Below are 17223 nucleotides of genomic sequence, written 5' to 3' on the forward strand. Positions count from 1 at the left end.
TTTCGTTCTGACTTTTGCAGTGTGACTAAAACGATGCGAGATCGCATTCCCGGCTATCGCAGAATCTCGCGGCTTCCCAAACAGCTCTTTCACATCAATCCATTTGATGGCGATATCGTACCGAGCCGTGTGCCTTTGATCGCTCCTCGATCGGGTCGGCCGACCCAACCGTTTCCTCATCGTTGGAATTTTCACGACCCGATTCAGATTCTGGAAACTTATTTCTGGAACGCCGACGCTGAGGACGGCACCGGACGCCACAACCGCTATCTCGACGTGCCCGGGTTTGCCCCGGTTTTTGTGACACGCGATCCGGGGTTGATCCGGTCCATCGCAACGGCGACGGGCGACCGGGAAGGACAATTCGATCGCGACACGCTGCCTTCGGTTGGTATCGCACGCGCGACCGGGACCGACACGTTGCTATATTCCAATGGTGCCGAGTGGAAGAAGCAACGTCGAATCGCCGCCTGTCCGTTTGGGAAAACGACACTCTTTCAACCCGAACGGTTTGGTGAGTTTTCGCAGACGTTTCGTGTGACCGTGGGAGATCGTGTGGATGTCCTGCGGCAACATCTTCGTCAGAGCGGAAAACAAGCCGTGGAAATGCGGCTCGAGCCTGAGGTGAAGGTGGTCATGCTCGAGATGCTCGCGAATAATTTCTTCGGCGCAGAGATTGGTTATCGCGAGCTTCGTGAGCGATTCGTCCCGGCGCTCGAGCGGGTCATTGACCATATCGTTTCCGATACGGTGAAAAACCGATTAGGGATTCCTTGGAGGCGTTTCCCCAGTTGGAATCAGCGCATCACCAACGCCAAACAGGACGACGCCGCGTTCGAGGAGTTGACACAGTTGGTGTTGGCCCCGCGATGCGAAGGCAGGGCGTTGTGGAACCAATTCAAATCAGCCGCCCCGGATGAAAAGCTCGTCAGCAATCTCAAGGTTTTCTTGGCGGGGGCGTTGGAGGCGACGACTTCCTATGCGACGTGGGCGATCTCGCACTTGGCGAGAAACCCAGACGCTCAGGAGCGGGTTTACGAGGAAGTGAAAGACATCGACGTCTACACCCCCGAGGTTCTCGCCGAAGCGTCCTACTTGCGTGCGGTCCTCGACGAGACACTGCGTCTGACACCGTCGCTGTATTTCTTGCCGCGACGGGCAACCACGGACACCTGGGTGAAAGCCAATGACGGAAGGCGACTGATGATTCCCGACGGCACGCATCTGTTGCTCGATGTCTGGCACGCGAACCGGCACGAGGACCATTGGGGTGTGCAGCAAAGTGGTTACCCGGCAATCGCTTTCGAACCAGACCGTTGGCGTGTTTTGGCTGAATCGGGACGTTCGTCCAAAGAGATCTTGCACTTCGGTTTCGGCCACGGCCCGCGCGTTTGTCCCGGGAAACACCTTGGCGAGTTAGAGGTGGGACTCACCGTAGGAGCTTTGGTGAAAACGTTTCGCTTCGAATCCGCTCAAACGGAGAATCCCGCGCGAGCCGGCGTGTCGACCAAACCAGCCGACGGCACGCAGGTTCGCATGTCGCTCCGATAGATCTGCGTGTCGCTCGGGTTGAGATGCCTCTTCCGATCCGGTAGGCCGCGTGTTTGGATCGGCCCGCGGATCGTCGCGATTCAGTTGGCTCGCGTTTACTTGTTCACGGCACCGCGATGGGGCAGCACCCAATCGGGCCGCGCGAAGTGGCAGGTGTAGCCGTTGGGAAAACGCTCGAGATAGTCCTGGTGCTCCGGTTCGGCTTCCCAAAAATCACTCACCGGTTCGACTTCGGTGACCACTTTGCCCGGCCACAATCCAGACGCCTCGACATCCGCGATGGTGTCCATCGCGACTTGCCTTTGGTTTTCATCGACGTAATAGATAGCCGATCGGTACGACGCTCCCCGGTCATTCCCCTGGCGATTCGGAGTGGTCGGGTCGTGGATCTGGAAGAAGAACTCGAGCAGTTTCCGGTAGGAGACTTTGTCCGGATCGAACATGATTTCGATCGCTTCGGCGTGCGTGCCGTGATTGCGATAGGTCGCATTGGGCACATCTCCACCGGTGTATCCGACTCGTGTCGATTCGACTCCGTCCATTTTGCGGATCAGGTCCTGCATTCCCCAGAAACACCCGCCCGCCAGTACCGCACGCTCTGTCATTATTTGCTCTCCATCAGGTTTGATTGCGACGCGTTTTCGCTCTCGATTACACCTTGTTTATAGGGTGCGGGCAATCGACGATCCGATTTTGGGTTCGGAGGCTGCTGGTTGTACGGATTGTAGGGACGAGCCGTCTCGCGAGATCAGGATTTCAGATCACGGGACACTTGGTCCAACCGCCTCGGTAGGCAAATGTCGTCCTCAGAAATGAAAAAACGGCATTTTTCCGCGTTTTTTGACGCATCCGCCCAATTCTTGCGCAGGCGATTGCGTTTCCATAAACGCAGCGCATTGTCTGTGCAGGCACCATAGCGTGGAAGCGGCATCATCAAAACCGCGACAACACACTGATCCCAAAAGTACTGATGCAAAAACGTCCACTAAATTTTGAATAGATTTTGCGGAATCACTGAGTAATGTGGGCTGACGCTGCGGGAGAGGAGGGCTTTTCTACCTGATTCCTGCGGCGTCTCATTTCTCCCAGGACGTTCCCAGCATTATCTCAGAGCCGGAAAAGTCTTCCATGCGTCTTCCACAACCTTTGTCCGTAACTCGTTTACTCGATCGTCGAGACATTGTTCTACCGAACTCGAATTCACCCGATGGCGTTTTGCAGGTGCGAGCACCGAGCGAACGCGATGCGGTCGAATCGGCTCGGCATAGCCTGCGACAACTCGCAACATACGCCGTCATGATCCTCGCCGACGGAGCCACATTGGCATTGGCGATGGGTTTGGCATTCACCGTTTGTGGTTTGGGGACCGGTTTCGATCCGGTCATGATGTACTGGCTGTCTGCCGGCGTGATGTTCGCATCGTTTGTGATGTTGGGTTTGTATCCCGGAATCGGAATCACACCCGCGGTTGAGATTCGCCAAACAACCATGGTCGTGAGCGTCGTGATGTCGGCGTTTGCGGCGGCGACGTTGTTGCACGCCCGTGACCCGTGGGCACTACTGCATGTGGCCGTGGTGTGGATGACCCTGTTGGTTAGCATGCCAGTGTCGCGAGGAATGGCGCGGTGGTTGCTCGCAAAGACGAGTTGGTGGGGAGCCCCGACGGTGATCTTCGGCGCCGGTGAAACGGGCGTATCCATTTACGAGTCGCTACGGGACAACCCGACGTGGGGATTGCGGCCGATCGGAATTGTTGACGATTCGATTCGCAGTGAGGCTGCCTCGCAGGGATACCTCGGACGCACATCGGAAGTGCCGGATCTCGTTCGGGAGTTCGGCGTGACGTGGTGCGTTGTGGCGATGCCCGATCGTCCGCGAGAAGAAATATTGAAACTGGTCGACGACTACGCGGGGATGATCCCGCACACGTTGGTCGTGCCGGACTTGGCCGGACTGCCGAGTTTATGGACCGGGGCGACCGATTGTGGCGGTTTCCCTGGACTGCGTTTGAAAGAACGTTTGTTGATGCCGCTTCCTCGAATCTCTAAACGAGTCGTGGACATCGCCTTGACACTAGCCGTCATTGTGATGTGTGCCCCTTTAATGGTTTTGCTGGCTGTGGTTGTCAAGCTGACTTCGCGTGGCCCGGTCTTCTACGCTCAACAGCGTTTGGGTCTTCACGGCAAACCATTCAAAGCGTGGAAATTTCGCACGATGGTTCCCAACGCGGACGCGATCCTGGAAGAGTACCTTCAAAAGCATGAAGAGCTTCGCGAAGAATGGGAACGCGATCACAAACTGAAGAAAGACCCTCGAGTGACGTTGGTGGGACGATTCCTACGTAAAACGAGTTTGGATGAACTACCGCAAGTTTGGAACGTTCTGACCGGCGAGATGAGTTTGGTCGGGCCGCGTCCGATCGTGCAGGCGGAAGTTGACCGATACGGCGATTGTTTCGGTTTGTACCTGCGTGTGCGTCCGGGCATCACCGGGTTGTGGCAGGTATCGGGACGCAATAACACGACCTACGAAGAACGCGTGCAGTTGGACGGGTACTACGTGCGAAACTGGTCGCCGTGGCTGGATTTCTGCATTCTATTATCGACCATCCGCGTGGTCCTGCTCAGAGAAGGGGCATTTTAGGCGGATGAGTGTGAAGCAACTCAACGCATCGACCGCAGATGTCGCTGTCTCGGTTCCCGTTTCCTCTCAGCCGTCGATGACATCGGCGGACAGCCCGGTCGAGGCTGAGGTTTCGGAATCGTCCGAGAAACAAGGGTCCCAAGGGACGCAGAAGCGACTGTTCCGCGAGAGTGTTTGGGTTGTCGGTGGACGAGTTCTAGGGATCGCCACCGCAATCGGTTTGAATATCGTTTTGGTGCGAGTGTTACCGCCGGCGGACGTGGGTGTTTTCTTCGTTCTCGGCAGCATCATCACGTTTGCTGCCATCGTGGCGATGTTCGGAACGCACACGGGATTGGTCCGTTTCGTATCCGAGCGAATCGGTGTCGGTGACGCCGAGGGCGCGAAGACCGCGTTGCGACAGGGGGCCAAGTTCGCTGCGGTTGCCATCACGTTGGGCAGTATCCTGACGATGGGCTTTTTGTATTTTGCCGGCGAACCATTGTTCGGGCTCAAACATCTCGAAGTCATTGCACCGTTGGTCGCGGTGAGCGTGTTCGGCGCCGCGGCGATTCAACTGTGTGCGAGCCTGCTGCGTAGTTTTCACGATTCGCGTTTCTCGATCTTGCTGACCGGACAATTCGGCGGCCCGCTTTGCAACCTGCTGTTCATCGGGTTGGCGGTCGGGTTGAGTTTGTTCGCTCCCCTGAGCTTGAAGCAGGTGATGTTGTTTTGCGCAATTTCACTCTGTTTGCTGACTCCGATCGCGATCATGATTTTATATCGGGTTGGAAAAGCGCGTTTGCGAGAGATCGCGATCGATGATCAACCGTCGGAAGCACTCCCGATGTCGGTGCTGCTGCTGGCGTGTTTGCCGCTGATGCTGGCACAGAGTTTGTCGTACATCACCGGCCAGGCAGACATTTGGATCGGCGGTGCGATTGTCGACCACGATGAACTCGCCCTTTACGGCGCGGCGCGGCGATTGATGCTGTTGATCGGAATGCCGATGCAGTTGGTAAACCTAACAGTGATTGCATCGATCGCGGAGCTACGTGCTCAAGGTCGGGTCGACGAGCTCCAGCGGATCCTGCGTTTCGCGGCGACGTTGGCTGCGATCGCGGCGTTCGCGGTTTGCATCCCACTGATTGTCTTCCCCGCACAAATCACGGCGTTCATTTTTGGTTCGTACTATGCCGAGGGTGCCACGGTGTTGCGGATTCTGTGTTTGGGTCAGATCGTTTTCGTTTCCGCCGGCGCTGCGGAGTTGACGCTGATGATGTCGGGCGAACACATGAAAGCGTTGTGGATCAACGTCGTCACCTCGATCGTGTTGTTGGTTGCCGGCGTGATGCTGACATCCACCTTCGGGATTGTGGGGCTGGCGATCGCCTGTGCATCGATCATCTCGTTGCAATGCATTGGCTTTTGTTTGTATGCCCGATGGTCGGTCGGTGTGTGGACCATTCTCGATCTGCGGGTTTTGCGATCTTTGCCGGACATAGCCCGCATGACTGCACAGAAGTGGACTAAATAGGAAGGAATGGACGTCACGGATTTTTTCCTTCCTAATTAACATGAATGGAAACAAGACCGCGGCTCGGATGACGCGGGTTCGTCGCTGATGATGCAGTGACACGCTACCCATCGCCGGTAGACAGGAACTGCCTGATCGTCAGGACGACGGTGACATTTTTCGTCAGAATCCTCCGATCACAGAAGTACCATTTCCACGTCAGTTCCCACATCCGCGGCATTCGCAAAAATGCCCGACGAACCTGAACGACCCAACTGGGTGGCTCGAATCGCGACTGTGATTTGGCAACCGAGTTTGGTGTTCATGCCGTTCCTGATCATGGGGATCGTGCTGTGGTTGTGCCCTTCCATGGAAGGCGCGTCGGGATACATCGTTCGCGAAGAGATCACGTTTTCCAACCTGGGAATCCTGACGAGTTGGTACGCGTGCATCTGCATCTGTGCCTGGATCGGGCAACGGTTGGCTCTCGAGATTCCTCGGATGACGATCATGTCCCAAGACGCGATCGAGCCACGTACGTTTTATCTCGCCCTGTCTACGCTCGCTTTTGTCGGCGTGGTGAGTGCGTGGTTGGCGGCGTTGCGGGCGGGTCCGTCGCTGATCGAACTGGTCCGGACGCAGCAGTTCAATTTGCTCAAAGACGCGTTGTATGAGAACTACAACCTGCTGTACTCGCTCCGCTATACGTCGTCGCTCGTCGGCGGTTACGCGATGTACCGGATCGTGTTCCAAAGGAAGCTGACTCGATTGGATGCGATGAATTTGGTGCTGTTGCTCGCCGCGGCCGCGATTTCCGCCCGAATCTTGATTTTGCAAGCGGTGATCTTTTCCGGTGGTCTGGCCATTCGATTCAAAGACATCGGTCGGATCAGCACTCGGACGCTCGGCATCACCGGGCTCGTGTTGGCAATGTTGATCGTTACGTTGACATGGGTCCGTAGTGCGGGCAGTTACCGCGACTACTTCGGCGTTCGCAATCCGGTCGCGATGACGTTTTTGGAGATCCAGCGATACGTCGGTGCTCCCGTGCAAGCCAGCATGGGCGTTGCCAGGATCGCGGCACACCAACCTCCGCGAGGCTCGCTATCCAACGTGGTTGCATACGTGACGCCCACGTTCCTGCACCCGGCACACCTGAAGGCGGAAGACAATTCCGGCGGCGTCGCGGCACAGTGGTATTTGCATGACGTCGACATCAGCGAAACGTTGACAACGAACTCCGCGTTCGTCGACATGTACGGTCACCTGGGGTTCTGGGCGTTTCCCGTGATTGCCTGGTCGACGTTCGTCATGGCAACGGTCGGCAGTTACTTCTGGCGTTCGGACAATCTGCTGTGCTTGATCGGGTGCATCGTGCTGTATGGCTTCTTTGAACTTTGGCGGACGTATTACTTCTCGGCAGGTTCATTCACGTTCATGATATTGGCGGTTCTCGCTGCCGCCGGGGCTGCGTCGTGGGCAACACCCAAAACCCGTTTGGCGACACCGAATGCGGAGGCCGCGGCATGACAAAACAACCTAACATTCTTTTTGATTCGCGTTGGATGGGGGCCCATGGGATTGGCCGCTTCGCCACCGAACTGAACAACCGCTTGCCTTGCCTGAACCGGTCCGAGATCGGTGGCAAGCCGACGAGCCCGTTGGATTGCCTGCGATTGGCTCGGGCCATTTGGAAACACGACACCGCGTTTTTCTCGCCGAGTTACAACGCGCCGCTCTCGTGGCTGGTTTCCTCCAAACGCCCATTTGTCTTTACCATTCACGATCTGATTCACATCAATTACCCGGCCGAATCCTCCGTCGCAAAACGGTTGTACTATCAACACGTGATCCGTCCCGCGGTCCGCAAAGCCTACAAGGTTTTGACGGTTTCGGAGTACTCGAAACAGGAAATCGTGCAGTGGGCGGGAGTCAGTCCCTCGCACGTCGGCGTCGTCTACAACGGCGTCGGCTCCGCTTTCCAAGTTGACGGCGAGCGACGAGAGACGGGGTACGACTATTTGCTATACGTCGGCAATCAAAAGGCACACAAGAACGTCACCGGTTTGCTATACGCACTCGCACAAGTGCGAAGACGCATCGACGTGCATTTAGAAATCATCGGCAAGGCGGAAGAGCACACACTCGCAACGATCAATGAACTCGGGCTCACCGAGCACGTGCACTTTCTCGGTTCGGTCTCCGACGAAGAACTCGCCTGCGTGTATCGCGGAGCGATGGCCACCGTGTTGGCATCGGAGTACGAAGGTTTCGGTCTGCCGGTAATCGAATCGATGGCCTGTGGTACGCCGGTGGTTTGCAGCAACGTGACGTCGCTGCCGGAAATTGCTGGCGGTGCGGCTGTCTTAGTGGAAACCAACCCGGACAGCATCGCCGAGGGAATCGAACGGTTGCTCGGCGATCAAACACTCCAGGAAAGCCTGATCGCGGCGGGTCAGAAACGCGCCGCAGATTTCAGTTGGGAGGCGACCTCCGCCAAAGTGCTCGAAGTAATTGGGCAAATGGCGGGAAACGAATCACAATGTCTCAATCGAATTGTTACACCTTTAGAAGCGACTCCGCAGTAGGTCATGAAAAACGTTGCAATCATTCATGAATGGCTGACCACCTACGCGGGTTCTGAACGCGTGGTGGAACAAATGCTGCATGAGTATCCGAAGGCGGACCTGTTCGCCGTCGCGGATATCCTGCCTGATGACGAGCGGGAATTCCTGCAGGGAAGAACACCACACACCACCTTCATTCAAAAACTACCGTTCCTCAAAAAGCTGCTACGGCACTACCTCCCATTGATGCCGATGGCGGTCGAGCAATGGGACCTGAGCGGTTACGACGTGGTGTTGTCGTCCAATCATGCCGTCGCCAAAGGAGTGATCTGCGGTCCTGATCAATTGCACGTCAGTTACGTGCACACGCCGATCCGTTACGCGTGGGACTTCCAGGCACAGTACCTTCGCGAATCGAACCTGACCTGGGGCATTCGCAGCATGGTGACTCGAGCGATGCTGCACTACATCCGATTGTGGGACAAGGTTTCATCGAGCCGCGTGGATGCCTACGTCGCTAACAGCCACTTCATCGCCCGACGCATTCAAAAGTGTTACGGTCGCGAAGCAACGGTGATCCATCCTCCCGTTGATGTCGATGCGTTTGAGCCGACCTATGAGAAGGAAGACTACTACATCGCGGCATCGCGATTGGTCCCCTACAAACGAGTTGACCTCGTCGTCGAAGCGTTTCGATTGATGCCACATCGAAAACTCGTCGTCGTGGGCGACGGACCGATGTTCAAATCATTGAAAGCGAACTGCCCTCCCAATGTTGAGTTGCTCGGATACCTGCAGCACGACCGGATGAGCAAACTGATGCAGAACGCGAAAGCGTTCGTCTTTGCCGCCGAAGAAGACTTCGGGATCACACCGGTCGAAGCCCAAGCGTGTGCAACACCGGTGATCGCGTACGGCCGCGGAGGCAGTTTAGAGACCGTGATCGATGGAGTTACCGGATGCTTCTTCGCCGAGCAAACTCCCCAGAGCATTGCTGCGGCAGTAGACACGTTCGAAAGCCAAGCAGGGCAATTCGACTTACCTCAAATCAGGCGGCACGCCGAAGGGTTCCGGCCCGAGCGTTTTCGCAAGGAATTGTCGGACTTTATTGAGGCCGAGTGGGCCAAGTTCGACGGGCACCGACGCCATCAACCTCATTGTGATAACTCGGCCAACGGTTCGCAGTCCGCGGACTCCCCAAGTCAAAGCCCCGTTATCATCGGTGACCCTTTAGGAATGACAGTATCATGACTACCAACAATCCGATCACTGAAAAACCGACCCCCGAGAAAACTCTCGACCTCACGCAAGCCGTTTGGCAGAACCGTGGAAAGATGTTGATCGTCTTTTCGTTGGTGATGCTCGGCACGGTGGGACTGCTGAAAGTTGCGAAGCTGAAGTTCACTTCCGAGGCGAAGATGTTCGTTCGCCTCGGGAAGGAAACCGTGGGTCTCGATCCGACCGCCACGGTGGGTCAAACCATTGCGGTGCAAGAAGGACGCGAAAAGGAGATCTACTCCGTTCAATCGCTGATGCAAAGCCGCGGCGTTCTCGAAGAGGTCGTCGACGCGGTCGGTGTTGAAAAGATCCTCGAAGAAACAGACAACGATGAACCGGGATGGATGCCGATCCAACTCGGCGAACTGAAGAAACTCAGCCCGGTCTACGTCGACAGCCCACGCGATGAAGCGATCGAGAAACTCGAAAAGGGTCTCGAGATCTACAACCCGCGTTCGACCGCGATCATCGGACTGCGATACGAAACGATCAGCCCGGAACTCGCCGCCGAGGTGCTCGACCAAGTGATCGATTCGTCGGTGGACGCTCACGTGCGGATTCACCAGTCCGAAGGGTCCAACAAATTCTTCACCGCGCAAACCGAGAAGATCGCGGGCGAGGTTGCACGCCTCGAACAAGAACTCGTCGACTTCAAAAACGAAAGCGGTGTCTCGGAACTGAGCCAACATCGCCAGGTCAAGATCGCCCAAATCGCGTCGCTCGAGGACGCTTGGCTCGATACGATCGCCCAAATCGAAGCCGTCGAAGGCGAAATCGAATCTCGCGAACGCATGGTCGCGCAGCAACCTCGACAAGTCCGATTGGCCGAGACGACAGGCCTGCCCAGTAGCGCCGCCGAAGGGATGCGAGAACAACTCTACTCGTTGCAGTTGAACGAGAGCGAGTACCTGTCACGCTACCAACCGACGCACCCGAAGGTTCGCCAAATGCGAGCCCAAATCGCGGCCGCTCAAGAAACACTCGATTCGGAAAACCGTTTGACGCAGGTCACGATGGGCGTCAACGAGTCACGTCGGGAAATGGAAGCGGAATTGCTCAACCAGCGTGCGATCGCCGCGTCGCTCAACGCCAAACAAGAAATCCTTGCCCAGCAAATCGCCGACGCCAAGAGCGAACTGAAGGCGATCAACCAAAACGAAATCGAGTTGGCTCAGATCTCGCGACGATTGGATTTGGCGCGAGCGAGTTACCAGGACTATGCACGACGATCCGAGTTGGCACGCATGGATCAAGCGTTGAGCCAAGAAAGCCTGTCGAACCTCACCGTGCTGCAGATGCCGAGCCAGTCGAAGATCCCGTCGAGTCCGAAGGTCGCAATGACGCTGGTCATGGGCTTTACCGCCGCGGTCTTCCTGAGCGTGCTCACGGCGATCCTTGCGCAGTTGCGAACGATCTATCGGGCAGAGCCGGCCAAACTGGTACGCACCAAGAAGGAACCGCTATGGAAGGGATTTCGATTCGTTAACGCAGCGACGCGTTTACTCTCCTTCCGGTGGCTATAATGGATCTCGGTGGCGAGGAAATCCGCAGCAGCCAGAGAGGGAATCATCTGTTCTCAGTACAGCATCGACATCCGAGTGTCGATGTGCCGCGGCGCAAGCGCGAAAAGGCGATGATGCCGCATTCGAAAGATGTCCTCGCGCGATGTCAGCGTTTGACACCGGATGAACAAGACAAACTGGTGGAACGCTGGAATCAAACGAGCGAACCGTGGGCGGATGATCCATGCCTGCATGAGTTGTTCGTGCGGCAGGCCGAGAAAACGCCTGACGCGCCGGCGGTGATCTTTGACGACAAGTCGCTTTCCTATGGAGAACTCCACACTCAGTCGACACGAGTTGCCGAGCGGCTGATCGAATCAGGAGTGGCCCCCGAAGAAGTCGTCGGTGTGGTTCTCGACGGGACGCCGAACGCCTACATCGGAATTCTCGGTATTTTGAAGGCGGGAGCGGCTTACCTGCCGATCAACCCGGATTTCCCACGCGATCGAATTCTGTTTTTTCTGCGGCAGGCCGAAGCACGCTTTCTCGTTGGCGAACTCGACGCGGCGATCATTGAAGAGATCCCCCGGTTATGCACGATTGCGATCGACGGAGAGTCCTCCGCAACCGGGACGGTGAAGTTGCCAAACGTGGCCGCCGAATCGTTGGCGTATGTGCTGTTCACGTCCGGATCGACGGGCAAGCCCAAAGGGGTGATGTTGAATCACCGAGGGCCGGTCAACACCGTTCGTGATATCAATGTCCGTCTTCAAGTCGGTCAATCGGATCGAGCCCTCGCGCTCTCGTCGCTCGGGTTCGACTTGTCGGTTTTTGATCTGTTCGGGATGTGGGGAGCCGGCGGTGCGATCGTCCTGCCAACGCCATCGGAGTCTCGTGATCCTGCGAAATGGGCGAATTTGATCGACCGCCATGACATCACGATTTGGAATTCCGTTCCGGCGTTGATGGAAATGCTGGTCACTTTTTTCGAGGGAAATCGCGTTCTTTCGTCGCTGCGTTTGGTCATGCTCAGTGGTGATTGGATTCCGGTGACACTGCCCGATCGAATCCGCCTCGTCGCGCCGCAAGCGGAGCTAGTGTCGCTCGGAGGCAGCACAGAAGTGTCCATTTGGTCGGTCATCTTTCCGATCGACGGGGTCGATCCGAAATGGACGAGCATCCCGTACGGCAAACCGCTTCGCAACCAACAATGTTACGTCGTTGATGAACAATCGAATCTTTGCAAGATCGGCGAAACCGGCGAGCTGTGCCTAGGTGGCGTTGGCGTGGCACTCGGTTATCTCAACCGCCCCGATTTGACTGAACAACAATTTGTCAGTGACCCTTTCGGAAAGGGAACAACGCTCTATCGAACCGGAGACCTCTGTCGATACGGCGAGGATGGCAACATCGAGTTCCTCGGCCGAGCAGATCAGCAAGTCAAAATCCACGGCTACCGGATCGGGCTAGGCGAAATCGAATCCGAAATCACGAAATTGACTGGAGTCCGTGAAGCCGCCGTCATCGCGAATGAAGGCAATACCGGGGCTCGACTGATCGCCTACGCGGTCTTCGAAGACGGCCATGAGATTTGCCTCGCGGAGTTAAACCAGCGGTTAGCAGAAAGTCTCCCGCACTACATGTTGCCCTCCGCCCTCGTCGCGATTGAGCGTCTCCCTTTGACCGCCAACGGCAAGGTCGACCGCAAGTCGCTGCCGATCCCGCAAGTGAATTGCGATGCCGGGGCCGATCTATCAGAGGTAAACGAAACCGGAGCGTTTCTAGTCGCGACGTTGCGTGACCTGCTGCATTTGCCGAACGTCGACCCGAAAGTAGGGTTCATGGAACTCGGCGGCAATTCGCTGGCCGCGGTCGCACTGGCCGCTCGCGTGAAGGCAAAGTACGGAGTACGGCTCGAGTTCTGGGGGATTCTTGCACAGTCGCCTAGCACGATTGAACTATCCCAGCAAATCGATGATCTCGTCCAAAACAAGACCGCCGAATCTTACACGGTGTCGGCAATCGGACACGAAAGCCTTTCCGTTGCACCGGTGTCATCGCACCAGCAGCAGATGTGGATCGAGCATTTCCTGGTTGCTAACCGTGGCAGGTACAACATCCCGCTCGTTTACGACGTCAAAGGTGAATTCAATCTTGACGCGTTCGAACATGCGTATCAACAGGTCGTTGACCGGCATCACGTACTACGCACTGTTTATGAGGCAACCGCCGAGGGTTTGGTCCAACGCGTTTTGTCGTCCTCGTCGTTTTCGATCGATCGCATCGACCTGAGGGACCGGCAGTGTGACGAACGCGCTCAATTGTTCGAAACGCAGGCTCGTGAATATGTGACCAAGCCGTTCGATCTGTCGATGGAGTCGCCGATCCGCCTGCGCCTTTATCACATTGGTGAAGAACAGTATCGAATCGTCCTGGCGGTTCATCACATCGCGTTTGACGGACATTCGATCGGCGTGCTGCAGCGTGATCTCGCGGAGTGTTACAACGCGGCACGCGACAATCGCGCACCGCAATTGCCCAAGTTGTCACATCAATACGCGAACTATTCGGTTTGGCAACGACAACGGTTGGAAGATGGATCGTTAGAGCAAGACAGAGATTATTGGCGAGAGAAACTCGGCGGCGAACTGCCCGTGCTCGATCTGCCACGAGATCGATCAAACGTTGATGACACGGCGAGTGACACGTGTTCGTTGACGGTTGATGGTGACCTGCTGGAGTCGGTTCGGACGTTTTCCGCGGAGCGACAATCAACGTTGTTTGTCACTTTATTGTCGGCAATCAAAGCGGTCTTTCATCGTTACACCCAACAAGAAGATATCGTCATTGGGTCAGCGGTCACGTCGCGAGATGATCTCGCAATGGAGGACCTCGTCGGCTATTTCATCAACGTGTTGCCATTGCGGACACGGTTTGATGGCAGCGACAGCTTCGAATGTTTGCAGGCGAAGGTGCGGGATACGGCGTTCGATGCATTTGCCCATCAACGCTATCCGCTCGATCTTCTGAAGAAGGAAATCTTCAGCGAGGGAGAGATGGGGGACGCGCCCTTCCGCGTGCTGTTCATTTTAGAAAACCAACCCGACGCGTTGAGCTTGGATGGTGCCTCAACCACGACCATTCCCTTTGACACACGGTTGGCCAAATTTGATCTCTTGATAGCCGTCAACGAGTCGCCAGATCGTTTGCGCATCGAACTGCAGTACCGGTGCAAACAGTTCCACCGTCGCCGCGTGGAGCGTTTCGGCGAGCATTTGCGAGGTCTTTTGGCGAGTGCGGTTGTCGAACCGAGTTGCCCGGTAGACCAACTCAAGATTTTGTCGTCCAACGAACTCGCAACCGTACTGCCTTCGTCATCCATACTCGATTTGGCAGACGATGTCGCCATCGAGACTTCGGTCGCGAATCAAGCATTCATCTCTGTGTTGTCGCTATTTGACGACCAGGTACGACGCACACCTGATTCCCCTGCACTGAGTTTCGAGGGGGAGTATTTGACATACGCCCATCTCGATCGCCGCGCATCCGAACTCGCCGAACGGTTGAGTCGCTTGGGAGTCCAACAAAATGTTCCTGTAGCGATAATGCTCGAACGTTCGTTCGACATGATCGTGGGCGTGCTCGCGGTCATGAAAGCGGGAGGATGCTACGTTCCCGTTGACCCATCGCTCCCCATGCAGCGACGGCGACGGATCCTAGAAAACTGTCACGCTGGTGTTTTGATTTCCGAAACCACTCTCGTCGACCGGATGTCGGCCGATGAGGCGGGAACGGTCCTTCACGACCTGCACGTTGTTTCCATCGATCGAAACAATGAGCCTGAGGACGAGTCATACGCGACGGCGGAGAAAACGCCAGGCGTGCAACTAGATGATCTCGCGTATATCCTTTACACGTCCGGATCGACGGGCGAGCCCAAGGGTGTTGCGATGCGTCACGGTGCCGTGGCAAATTTGATTGATTGGCAACTCCGCAACAGCGAAGCCTCTGTCGGAACCAAAACACTGCAATTCGCGTCACTCGGGTTTGACGTGTCATTTCAAGAGATCTTTGCAACGCTTTGTGGCGGCGGAGAACTGCAGCTCGTTTCGAGCCGTTTACAGCAGGACCTGCTTCAGCTGTGGCGGTTCATTGTTGACGCGGGAACAGAACGCGTGTTTGTCCCCTTTGTCGTTCTGCGAACTCTCGCGGAGGTGGCGAACGATCGATCACAGCAGTCGTCACTGCGAGAGGTGATGACCGCGGGCGAGCGTTTGGAAATCACCCCCGTCGTTCGAAACTTCTTTGCAAAGCGGCCAGAGTGTCGGTTATGGAATCATTACGGACCGACGGAAACGCACGTCGCGACCGCGCATCCACTCGACCGCGACGCACTTAAGTGGGATACGGTTCCTCCGATCGGAACGCCCATCAACAAATGCGTGGCCGTGGTGCTCGATGAAAACCTGCAACCGGTTCCGCAAGGCGTCGACGGCGAGTTGTACCTCGGCGGTGAGTGTTTGGCGCAGGGCTACTTCGGCAACGAAACGCTTACAAGTGAGCGATTCATTGAGAACCCGCATCCGAACCTGCCTACCGAGCGTCTTTACCGAACCGGCGACATCGCTCGGCTCAACTGGGATCATCAACTCGAGTTCATCCGACGAAACGATCTTCAGGTTAAGGTGCGGGGACACCGTGTCGAACTGAGTGAAATCGAGTCTGTATTGGCGCAGTGCCCTGGCGTCCGGCAAGCGGTCGTTACGTTCCAACGGAGCGGACTAGGTGGGCAACTCAATGCACACGTCATTCGCGACAACGAATCATTGTCGCCACGCGTGCTAGAGGATTTCCTGCGAACGCATGTGCCCGCATACATGATGGTCAGCCATTTCGATTTGGTTGATGAGTTCCCGATGACGCCGAGCGGCAAAGTCGATCGCAAACGCTTAGCATCGATCAAAACCACAACCATCGCCCGACAAGCGTCCGAGCAAGTGATGCCGACCACGGGGGATCCGTTGATCGATCGGATCACTGAAATTTGGCAGTCCGTTCTGGGCGTGGATGGATTGGATTCAGAGAGCCATTTCTTTGATTGCGGCGGTGATTCCCTCAGCGCGGCGATCTTGTTCACGCGATTGGAGAAGGAGTTTGGCAAAGCGGTCTCGATGACGAAGCTCGTCAGCAGTCCAACGATTGGTGAACTCGCTGAGGTCTACCGGCAAAACGAATCCCATGTCGAAGAGTATTGGAACGATCTCGTTCGACTCGATCCGCGTGGGAAAATCGACCGTGATCAACGTCGAGATACGCAGCGACTACAGGCCCCGTTGTTTTGTTTTCCAGGCATTGATGGGCATCTGTTGAACTTTCGAGAGATCGCCGCGATGCTCGGAGAGGATCGAGACGTTTATGGCGTGCAGCCCATCGGGCTCGACGGGGAACGTTCCCAGCCAGAAGCGATTGAAGACCTTGCCCGACAGCACGTCGAGATGATTCGGCGTGTCACTCCCCATGGGCCGTATCACTTGGCTGGATTCTCGTTTGGCGGCGTGGTCGCCTACGAGGTCGCACAGCAACTGCGGCGATGTGGCGAAACAGTGACCCTGGCGATTATCGACGCATTCACCGGCCTACCGATCCCCGCTCCTTTGCATCAGAACCTCCTGTTCCATTTGCGATACGCCAAAGAATGCCAGGGCCGCCAGCGATGGACGTACCTGTACGAGCGGCTCGTTGGGATGGTGCTCGCGATTCGTTACCGGTTCGGATGGATCACAATGGAGCAACGTTTGGAACGCATCATCGGAACCAAGGGGATCTACGCGAAGGTAGCCGCGAAGAACATGGATGTAATTACTAGATACCGCCCCGGTGCTGCCGAAGGGCCGGCGACGTTGTACAAGGCCAAACTACGAGCAAATTGGCCTGGACGAGATCGCACTGATCCGCAATTGGGATGGGGAGCCGTCTTTCAAGAACAAACGCTCGAGGTCGTCGAGGTCGACGGGGCACACGCGAACATGCTTTCCAAAGCCAGGGTACGCGGCCTCGTCGAACACATGCGTCAACGGATTCAAAACGGCTAGAGCGTTTTGAGATTTACCGTGTCTAATCCGCGTTGCTGAATCTGCCAAAACTCAGGCCACCGAAGTCTCGCAACATCGGCTACGTCAATCTTTCA

9 protein-coding genes are annotated in these 17223 nt (G+C 56.3%); 8 read left to right on the forward strand and 1 reads right to left on the reverse strand.

Features of this window, described 5'->3' with window-relative positions; all coding sequences use genetic code 11:
* Positions 1-33 precede the first annotated feature (33 nt).
* Entirely contained in the window at positions 34-1551 is a 1518-nt protein-coding gene (locus tag RSSM_RS14075) for a cytochrome P450 (RefSeq protein ID WP_044302548.1), read from the forward strand.
* A gap of 95 nt (positions 1552-1646) precedes the next feature.
* Here RSSM_RS14075 and msrA read toward each other — a convergent pair whose 3' ends face one another.
* On the reverse strand, positions 1647-2156 hold the full coding sequence (gene msrA / locus RSSM_RS14080) for a peptide-methionine (S)-S-oxide reductase MsrA (RefSeq protein WP_044302542.1): 510 nt from the start codon (positions 2154-2156) through the stop codon (positions 1647-1649).
* A gap of 523 nt (positions 2157-2679) precedes the next feature.
* On the opposite strand from msrA, the gene wbaP reads away from it, so the two are divergent.
* From wbaP to RSSM_RS14120, 7 genes are all read left to right on the forward strand, one after another.
* Positions 2680-4194: an undecaprenyl-phosphate galactose phosphotransferase WbaP gene (wbaP, locus tag RSSM_RS14090; protein ID WP_008679828.1), complete on the forward strand. Its 1515-nt coding sequence runs from the start codon at positions 2680-2682 to the stop codon at positions 4192-4194.
* Between the two features lie 4 nt (positions 4195-4198).
* A complete protein-coding gene (locus RSSM_RS14095) occupies positions 4199-5710 on the forward strand; it encodes a lipopolysaccharide biosynthesis protein (protein WP_008679830.1) in 1512 nt (503 codons plus the stop codon).
* Positions 5711-5938: 228 nt separating this feature from the next.
* Positions 5939-7219 carry a hypothetical protein gene (locus RSSM_RS14100; RefSeq protein ID WP_008679832.1) on the forward strand — a complete coding sequence of 427 codons (1281 nt, stop codon included), beginning with the start codon at positions 5939-5941 and terminating at the stop codon, positions 7217-7219.
* Entirely contained in the window at positions 7216-8277 is a 1062-nt protein-coding gene (locus RSSM_RS14105; protein ID WP_008679834.1) for a glycosyltransferase family 4 protein, read from the forward strand. Before RSSM_RS14100 ends, RSSM_RS14105 begins: the two co-directional genes overlap by 4 nt.
* Before the next feature lie 3 nt (positions 8278-8280).
* On the forward strand, positions 8281-9507 hold the full coding sequence (locus RSSM_RS14110) for a glycosyltransferase family 4 protein (protein ID WP_008679837.1): 1227 nt from the start codon (positions 8281-8283) through the stop codon (positions 9505-9507).
* Complete coding sequence (locus tag RSSM_RS14115) at positions 9504-11057, forward strand: GumC family protein (RefSeq protein WP_008679839.1); 1554 nt, start codon at positions 9504-9506, stop codon at positions 11055-11057. Before RSSM_RS14110 ends, RSSM_RS14115 begins: the two co-directional genes overlap by 4 nt.
* Positions 11058-11167: 110 nt before the next feature.
* Positions 11168-17128 (forward strand): amino acid adenylation domain-containing protein, encoded by a 5961-nt coding sequence (locus tag RSSM_RS14120; RefSeq protein ID WP_144059807.1) that lies wholly within the window; start codon positions 11168-11170, stop codon positions 17126-17128.
* The last annotated feature ends 95 nt before the right edge of the window (positions 17129-17223 follow it).

The sequence above is a fragment of the Aporhodopirellula sallentina SM41 genome (genome assembly GCF_000346505.1).
Taxonomy (GTDB): Bacteria; Planctomycetota; Planctomycetia; order Pirellulales; family Pirellulaceae; genus Rhodopirellula; species Rhodopirellula sallentina.